Below are 7,683 nucleotides of genomic sequence, written 5' to 3' on the forward strand. Positions count from 1 at the left end.
TCATCCTGAGTTTTAATCTGACTGGCTATTTGATCTACCAGTTTTTCGTTGATTTCAACGCTCATTGTTATTCTCCATTTTGGAGTATTAACGACAAGCGTTTACACAATTTAAATTACATTCCCCGTATAACTCACAAAGAACTTCTCAACTTTGATTTTGATCGCCCATTCTATTTTACAATAATTAACCATCAAAATGCCGAAGACCCCAGGATTGTTGGCATGGCTTTGATTAATCAACCCTAATATCTTTAATTCATCTTTTTACTTCTTACTGCCCTGGCACCCCGTTGGCAGTAAGAAGTGTTATAGTCACCACACGTCTTTCGCGCAAATGACGCCTTTCCGAGCCACTGAGCACGCAACGAAACGTCAACAGCCTCCTGGAGTCAGAAACCAAACTTACCGTTGCTGTTTTTCCACTCCGACTCCGGCGGGATGGTCTCTATCGCTCCCCAGTGTTCTACTATTTTATTATCCTCAAGACGAAGCAGGTCGTAATACGCCACATGGTTACCTGCAAACTCTCCCTCGCTGACACTCAATACAAAATTGCCCTCACCCAACACTTTATGGTTTTTCTTATACTCCATGGTAACCCCCTGCTCCGCCATGTGCTCTATTGCAGCCTGTAAACCCTCAACCCCATCGGTAATGAATGGGCTGTGCTGAATGTAATGAGTAGTTCCGGGGGTAATGTACTCGCTGATCTTATCGAACTGTCCTTCCATCAAAACGTTTTTTACAAAGCTTGCTGCCCGTGCTTTGTTTTCTGCCGTTCTATCCCGATCAGTAATCTCCGTGGAGCCATCCGTCTGGGTGTGACCACTGGCATTGGGAGAAGTCGCTTTTTCCATTAGGTTATCCCAGTGTTCAACAATCAAACCATCTTCCATCTTAAGAATATCAAAGCCTACTTTTGGTCCAAAAAAGTCATAATCCATATGGGTAAAGACATAATCCCCATCTTCGAAAACCCGCTTCACATCCACTTTTGTACTGCCCTTCGGAAGGTCAGACATCAATGCCTTGAACCCATCAAAACCGTTCGCAACACCAAGATTGTGCTGCACATACTTCTGTGGGTTTATATATGCATACGCACTGGTGTCACCTGTTTCCAGGCCCTTCAGCAGTTGTACCACTTTTTCTTTGTTGGTCAGCGTCATCGGTACCTCCTATGCCATCAACAGGCAATGGTTTTTAAGGAAATCCATCAACACATCAAAAGAGGAAAATGATGGCCATCAGCTTTGCTGATGGCCATCATTCATATAGAGGGAAAAATAGAATAAACAGTAAGAACAAAGGCTAGACGAAGCAGAGAAAAACTCAAACCAAACGCTTGATCAATGTGAATCAAACACCAACGTCTTCAGCTTGGTCGCAGCATTGGTTTTGTTCCAAGACACCCTACCCAGCCGTGGCTGGATAGTGGAGCGCTGGTTGAGAAAGCCTGTATTGCCTCACCCCAACCAAACCATATTCATGGCCTGGCACAAAAGGGCAGAAGGCAAAGCGATGAAGTGGTTTCAACAAGCGTTGGAGGGAATTGACTGGTTGGTTTGAATGGCTATTAAGGTTAAACACACCAGATAATTATTCCGAACTATGATGTATTAAGCGTTAATAAGCCCTCATAAAACGGTTTTCCCGGTGAGATGCCTGGACAACATTTGCATGATATACACCACCACCACCTCTAAGCCTCATGGACTTCTCCGTAATGACCAATCGATGTATTGAAATGGTGTGTATCGGTAAAGTATTTTCTACCTCTCCCTTGTACCTTCTAACTTTATCTCTAATTAGTTCATCTCTGGCTTGCCTTAATGCCTGGGTACGAGTAGCTCCCAGGTCATTGAAAAGAGAAAGGGCTACCTGACTATCCGGGTCTTCAAATACCTCCAGCAGCTCATGACTAGCGTTCTGTACTACTGAGAGCTTCTCAGCAACCTCTGGCATTTTGTCAAAAGCCTCACCTAAAGAGCCTTCACCTTTATCATCAAATGCATCCTTCAGAAAATTGATAAAACGATCTTCCGATTGAATACACTCTAAAAATTGTTTCGTAAACTGATTAAAAATATTCTTCCACTCAAAGACAGTCCCCTCCCAATGATCGAACAATAAGCTTGAGCTATCATCAGGAAAGCCACAGACACCTGTTCCATGATAAGAGTTATAACTGAAGAGTTTCTTAAACATACCATGAAGAGCAATATACTCAGGATGCTCTATTAATGGGCGTTGATCGCCCTTGTCGTTATATCTGATATTTCCTAATATCGTGTCAAAAGCATCCTGATGAAATCGTTTTCTCATTCCGATCAACAAATCTTGCCAGTCAATATCTCTTCCTCTAAATTCTGCTACTAATTTTTTAATCCCAGACAAATGCCTTTCCGCAAAGAGCCGGTCAACGATACTAAGGGTTTGGTCATGGCAATCATCTTCCTGTCGTGCTGCAGCCTGATGAAGCATTGCTGAAACAGTGTCTGTATCAGCATCCTTCATCATAAACTGCATAAGCTGACTCACTCTGCTGAACAATTGTCCACTATTCTGCACACTTCCTTCTGTCTCACTCTGGCCATACATTGGATTGTTAGTAAAATGCTGCCGTGCATGTTCTGGATGTTGGTTCACTTTACGTAAAAAACCATTCAACTTTTCAAGAACACCCTGATTTAATTTCAATCGATGAAGACCATCATGAATCATGTCCCAGGAAAGCCCATGACCATTACAGTATTTGTTGCTAAATTCGATAAAACGTAAAAGATTTTGCTCTAACCCCTCAGGTAGTTCTAAAGCATTATGAGCGACAGGCTCTATTGCAGGCAAGGGAGGGGACTGACTGGGAAACGGCATATAGCCAGATGTAGAAGCCATGCTTTCAGTATCACGGAAACCGAAAGTTCTATCTAACCCCCCTCTGCCAGCTTCCATGTCTTCACTGGGGCAAGCCAGAATATTCCCGGACTCAGTATATCGCCGGGGGGCGTTGGCACCATTACTAGTAGAAGTGCCAAAAACGGGCCTTATCTGAGATATTCCTGTACCTCTACTGTTTGAAACAGCGCCTTGCAAGGGTTGGATCTCCTCAATCTTGCTCCTCACGAGTACTATATTCATTGCCAGCCCTTCACTAGCACAATAGTCCACCCCTCTCTGCTTAAAAAAGTTGATCCACATTTTTTCTGTTTCAGAGCCTTCTGTTGTTAACCCAACAGTCCACCCATTAAAGAAACCAATTCTGACATTATCCCCATGATCTTCCCGGATTTTTTCCATGGATTCACAAAGGGTTCTAAGAAAAGCAGGGGTACTTAATGCTTCAGGGCTTATATTGTTCATGATACAACATCCATATTTCTATTAAGCGAATACCTGAATTTAGACCTTATTGTTTCTATAAAAATTCATTACTTGCCCCTCTTATTTTTACGAAAGAACCACATTATTGGTCAAAAGTAATAACAAGGATGTCAGAGTGACTGTCAATCATTGCCGCTCATCCACATATCAATGGTTCGAGAGCAATAGCTAAGGCATAAAAACTGCCCAAATATTGATCCAGGTTAATTTTCTGATTTCTGGAAAACTGACTTTCGTCAACTGAGCTTTCCAACCCCTGTATTAATGTTCAACCTTGAAATTTCGAGCCCAACCATTTTCCGGGAGTATGGCAAGTGCTGATTGGCAAGGTAACTGGCAACATCTGGGCCACCCGCAAACAGGATGGTCTCAGTGGCTTCAAATTAATGATCGTCGAGCTGATCAACCCCAGCGAACAGGAAACCGGTCAGTCACTGGTTGCCGTTGATACCGTTGGCGCCGGCATTGGTGACATTGTTCTGGTCGCCAGAGGTGGTGCTGCCCGAAGAGCCATACGCCCTTCTGAAGGCCCGGTTGATGAAGCCATTGTTGGTATTGTGGACAACATGGAGGTGAGCCGATGAGCCGCCTCATCACCCGCAACAATCTTCACGACTTCGTTTCTGATGGTTGCCTCATCCTTGAAAAAGGCATGCTGCTTTCTCCTGGAGCCGATGATCTGGCAAAAATTCAGGGCATTCAGGTTATCCGAAGCTCCCAGGCCAGCTCAGTAGAAGTATTGAAAAAGCGCATTCATCAGCTCCTTATCGGGGAATTCCATATCTCTTCCCCAGAGCATATCGCACAAGTTCAGCAGGAAGTATTAAAGCGCCTGCTCAAATAATCCTGTTTATCACATCGTATTCAAGAGATTGCCCATGAATCAGATTACCCCGGAAGCACTGGAACAAATCATCCGTAAAGTGGTGGCTGAACAGCTGACCAGGCAGGCCGCTGCCCCTGAGTTTGAGAAGCACGCCGATCCTTCCGGTGTTGCGGTGATCAAGGCCCCAACCGTCAAGTGCAAACCTTTTGACACAGGCAACCCAGGTGACAAAGTATTTATCACCGACATCCTTGATCTGGATGAAAGCCCTCGCCTTGGCTGCGGCATGATGGAAATTCACCAGACCACATTTGAGTGGACTCTGGAGTACGACGAAGTGGATTACATCGTAGAAGGTACGTTGAAAATTATTATCGACGGCCGTGAAGTGGTTGGCCATGCCGGCGATGTGATGTTTATTCCAAAGGGATCAACAATCCAGTTCAGCGCCCCGGACTTCGCCCGCTTTATGTTTGTCGCTTACCCAGCTAACTGGGAAGAGATTGCACGCCAGAAGCAACAGTAATGAATCGTATATGGCTGGCGTTTCGTCAGCCATATCAATTGCAAGACAAGAGTCGTAAATAATCATGAGTGGCAACTTCCAGGAAAACCTTCTCGACAAGAAAGAGCGCATCATTCAGGAGTACGTACCGGGTAAACAGGTCACTCTGGCGCATCTGATTGCTCACCCTCAGGAAGACCTGGTCATCAAACTGGGTCTTGATGCTGAAACCATCAGCGCTATCGGCATTATGACCATCACCCCCAGCGAAGCCTCAATGATTGCTGCAGACGTTGCAACCAAAGCGGCTGGTGTTGAAATCGGTTTTCTGGATCGTTTCTCTGGCTGCCTGGTGATTACTGGCGATGTAGGCAGTGTTGAAGCTGGACTGAATGCAGCCATGGATATGCTCAGGGACAACCTGAAGTTCTCCCCTACGCAGGTTACCCGCTCCTGATGAAAAAGATGATGTTGGTGGGCTCGACCACCTCAGGCAAAACCACATTAACTCAGGCTCTCTATGGGCAGGAGTTGAAGTACAAAAAAACCCAGGCCATGGAGTACAGCGATTTCATACTCGATACACCTGGGGAGTTTATTGAAAATCGTCGTTTTTATGCCGCACTGATGTCATCGTCTGTTGATTACCAGGTCATTGCCGTAGTGCACGACTGCTCAAGAAAGCAGAACCTGATCCCCCCTGGTTTTGCCAGTATGTTCAACCGGGAAGTGATTGGTATCATCACCAAGATCGACAGTGAAAAAGCCGATCCGGAATTCTCTCGAAAAGCACTTAAGGCTGCAGGCATCAAAACAATATTCGAGATCAGCGCCTACTCAGGTAACGGTCTGGAGTCACTGAAAGCCTGGCTTGAGAATTGATTTCTCGCATGATCCGTGAGATATACCCACTCGTATGAATAAAAAAGTTTTAAGACCTGACACCATCAGGCTTAAAAAACATAAAAGTACGATGAGGTAATCCCATGTCTGAGAAATCGTTCGATTCTGAGAAGCGTGGTCCCACACGGCGCCGTTTTTTACAACTGGCCGCTGCTTCTGCGCTTATTCCTCTTCTAAATATCCCCAGTCGTCAAGCCAGAGCTGACGCTCTTCCAGCTCTTGATGAGTCCAACCCTGTGGCAATGGGGCTCTCCTACAAGAAAACTCAGGAAGCGGCTAAATCCATAGATGGTTACCAGGAAGGCCGGAAGTGTGAGAACTGCGCGCTCTATACCCCTGACAACAAAGGTTGCAAGCTATTCCCGGCAAATTCCGTAGAACCTGCAGGATGGTGTAAAGCCTGGGTTCCAAAACCATCTTGATTCAGGGAAGAAAACAATCAAAACGGAAGTACCCTTAAAGGCGGCAATGGTATTTTGTGGCACTACCCTAGGGGAGTTACATTGAATTTTTATACCAATCGTGCATTCTAAACTACCGTAATGACCATGGTGTTATGGTTGCCATAACAAGGCGGAATGACAAGTAATATCGGGGCTACTTGTGCCCTCGGGTATTGCGAGGAATTCAAACCCAGGGCTGGCGTCCATATCTCCAGCACAATAGTCTGGCTAGAAAGTTCGATTGGTATTTCCCCTTCTTGCCCTCAGATTAACTCACAGGCTTTTGAACTAAATCAGCACTGCATAGTCGAAAACAGAATATGTCCTCATTGATAGCATGCGGATATGTGTAAAAGGACGTTTCTAACTTAAACAAATATGCAGGTAAGAATTAGTATGCTCTCTACCGGTCTGAGTCACAGCCCTACAAATCAAACTGACATAACAGGTGCAAGTCAGGGGCCTTCTCATTTAGGCAACAGAACGGATTGGAATCCAACAGCTGTTGAAATATACAACTCCACAGGCCATGGAGCTGATGGTAAAGAGCTCTTGGACAAGTGGCTTGCTTATATTTTAAGAGTAATAGTACCTGGAAGACACGTTCTCGATGCGGGATGTGGAACGGGCCCAGATTCCATTATTTGCGCTAAATCATTGCAAGCTCGCTCAGTAGTGGGTGTTGATATCAACGGAGAAATGATTCGGGTGGCTATCGCTAAACGTGAAGATCTGTCTCCAGAAATTAAAGAAAAGATTCAATTTATAGTAGGGGATGCGACAACGACCAATTGGCTTATACCTTCTGTCAGGCAGAGCTTCGATGTTACGCTCAGTGTCAATGTTGGCTGTAATATTAGAGACTTAACTAAGTACGTAGAGGTCATGACTCGTGCGACTAATGAGGGTGGACAATGCATAATCACCGCCCCGGATAATTTTGCAACGGTTTTCACGGATGGTAGTCTCACTGATATACAGAAAGAAGAGCGCCTTAAGTGTATTGACGAAAAGCTTCGTGCCATCAACCCAAACGATCCAAAGGCTGCAGAACAGGTTAAGGCTGCTTTCAACGGCCAAGGCTTTATATATAGGGCTACCGTTGCTCTGATAGATAATCAATACCAGGTTATCATGACCGATGACCAGCTTGCAGCTCTTGAACCCGGAGCTGCGATATTCAGGAAATTACCTGGAATGGTGGTACCCAACTATTACCACTCAGCTGACGAATATGTCATGGCTCTCGAAAAATGCCTTAGTGGTAATGTAAAGATTAAGAGTCATACAGGCTGCTTCAACGATCATGAAGAGCAAGAAAAATACAACGCTGAGAATCCTGATAGTTTGCTGGGCAAAGAGTATATTGGTAAGAACCCATTTGTAGCCTATGAAGTTACTATCAGCAGAGCCTGTAAATAATTCTGTGTAAACGCCACCAAAACTATTACTCCTTGAACCGGTCAGGAAACATAATTTCAAACCGGTTCATGGCTGCTTTCCAGTTCCTGATCGGCATGGTCCATTTCTCGGAAGCTTTTTCCATGGCCAGATAGATTACCTTCATGACTGACTCATCAGTCCGAAAAATCTTCCGGTTCTTGATCGCCTTACGAATGACGC

Annotated in this window: 10 protein-coding genes and 1 pseudogene; 8 read left to right on the forward strand and 3 right to left on the reverse strand. The window is 45.0% G+C overall.

Annotated features, from left to right (window positions below; genetic code table 11):
- On the forward strand, nt 1–248 hold a 248-nt coding region (locus AK963_RS35780; protein WP_238593821.1), incomplete at its 5' end, for a hypothetical protein.
- 143 nt (nt 249–391) lie between these two features.
- On the opposite strand, the gene AK963_RS22860 is transcribed toward AK963_RS35780, so the two are convergent.
- Together AK963_RS22860 and AK963_RS22865 are read right to left on the reverse strand one after the other, a co-directional pair.
- Nucleotides 392–1,171: a nuclear transport factor 2 family protein gene (locus AK963_RS22860; RefSeq protein WP_066017724.1), complete on the reverse strand. Its 780-nt coding sequence runs from the start codon at nt 1,169–1,171 to the stop codon at nt 392–394.
- 457 nt (nt 1,172–1,628) lie between these two features.
- Nucleotides 1,629–3,362: a hypothetical protein gene (locus tag AK963_RS22865; RefSeq protein ID WP_066017725.1), complete on the reverse strand. Its 1,734-nt coding sequence runs from the start codon at nt 3,360–3,362 to the stop codon at nt 1,629–1,631.
- Nucleotides 3,363–3,697: 335 nt separating this feature from the next.
- On the opposite strand from AK963_RS22865, the gene AK963_RS22870 reads away from it, so the two are divergent.
- From AK963_RS22870 to AK963_RS22900, 7 genes are all read left to right on the forward strand, one after another.
- Nucleotides 3,698–3,967 carry a EutN/CcmL family microcompartment protein gene (locus AK963_RS22870; protein ID WP_020582491.1) on the forward strand — a complete coding sequence of 90 codons (270 nt, stop codon included), beginning with the start codon at nt 3,698–3,700 and terminating at the stop codon, nt 3,965–3,967.
- Entirely contained in the window at nt 3,964–4,227 is a 264-nt protein-coding gene (locus AK963_RS22875; RefSeq protein WP_066017726.1) for a hypothetical protein, read from the forward strand. Before AK963_RS22870 ends, AK963_RS22875 begins: the two co-directional genes overlap by 4 nt.
- A gap of 34 nt (nt 4,228–4,261) precedes the next feature.
- On the forward strand, nt 4,262–4,735 hold the full coding sequence (locus AK963_RS22880) for a cupin domain-containing protein (protein WP_066017727.1): 474 nt from the start codon (nt 4,262–4,264) through the stop codon (nt 4,733–4,735).
- Between the two features lie 64 nt (nt 4,736–4,799).
- Complete coding sequence (gene eutS, locus AK963_RS22885; RefSeq protein WP_020582494.1) at nt 4,800–5,171, forward strand: ethanolamine utilization microcompartment protein EutS; 372 nt, start codon at nt 4,800–4,802, stop codon at nt 5,169–5,171.
- Nucleotides 5,171–5,596, forward strand: a complete 426-nt coding sequence (locus tag AK963_RS22890) for a EutP/PduV family microcompartment system protein (protein WP_066017728.1) — start codon at nt 5,171–5,173, stop codon at nt 5,594–5,596. The genes eutS and AK963_RS22890 overlap by 1 nt, the downstream gene beginning before the upstream one ends.
- Before the next feature lie 104 nt (nt 5,597–5,700).
- The gene (locus AK963_RS22895) at nt 5,701–6,039 is read left to right on the forward strand and encodes a high-potential iron-sulfur protein (RefSeq protein ID WP_066017729.1); all 339 of its coding nucleotides are present in this window, start codon (nt 5,701–5,703) and stop codon (nt 6,037–6,039) included.
- 417 nt (nt 6,040–6,456) lie between these two features.
- Nucleotides 6,457–7,482 (forward strand): class I SAM-dependent methyltransferase, encoded by a 1,026-nt coding sequence (locus tag AK963_RS22900; RefSeq protein WP_066017730.1) that lies wholly within the window; start codon nt 6,457–6,459, stop codon nt 7,480–7,482.
- 25 nt (nt 7,483–7,507) lie between these two features.
- On the opposite strand, the pseudogene AK963_RS35785 reads toward AK963_RS22900, so the two are convergent.
- A pseudogene (locus tag AK963_RS35785) lies at nt 7,508–7,683 on the reverse strand (IS256 family transposase); the annotation flags it as partial.

It is taken from the genome of Endozoicomonas atrinae (assembly GCF_001647025.1).
Lineage (GTDB): Bacteria > Pseudomonadota > Gammaproteobacteria > Pseudomonadales > Endozoicomonadaceae > Endozoicomonas > Endozoicomonas atrinae.

Coding starts and splice junctions, on each gene's coding strand:
- AK963_RS22860 (WP_066017724.1), bottom strand. CDS start 1,171: ATGACGCTGACCAACAAAGAAAAAGTGGTACAACTGCTGAAGGGCCTG.
- AK963_RS22865 (WP_066017725.1), bottom strand. CDS start 3,362: ATGAACAATATAAGCCCTGAAGCATTAAGTACCCCTGCTTTTCTTAGA.
- AK963_RS22875 (WP_066017726.1), top strand. CDS start 3,964: ATGAGCCGCCTCATCACCCGCAACAATCTTCACGACTTCGTTTCTGAT.
- AK963_RS22880 (WP_066017727.1), top strand. CDS start 4,262: ATGAATCAGATTACCCCGGAAGCACTGGAACAAATCATCCGTAAAGTG.
- eutS (WP_020582494.1), top strand. CDS start 4,800: ATGAGTGGCAACTTCCAGGAAAACCTTCTCGACAAGAAAGAGCGCATC.
- AK963_RS22890 (WP_066017728.1), top strand. CDS start 5,171: ATGAAAAAGATGATGTTGGTGGGCTCGACCACCTCAGGCAAAACCACA.
- AK963_RS22895 (WP_066017729.1), top strand. CDS start 5,701: ATGTCTGAGAAATCGTTCGATTCTGAGAAGCGTGGTCCCACACGGCGC.
- AK963_RS22900 (WP_066017730.1), top strand. CDS start 6,457: ATGCTCTCTACCGGTCTGAGTCACAGCCCTACAAATCAAACTGACATA.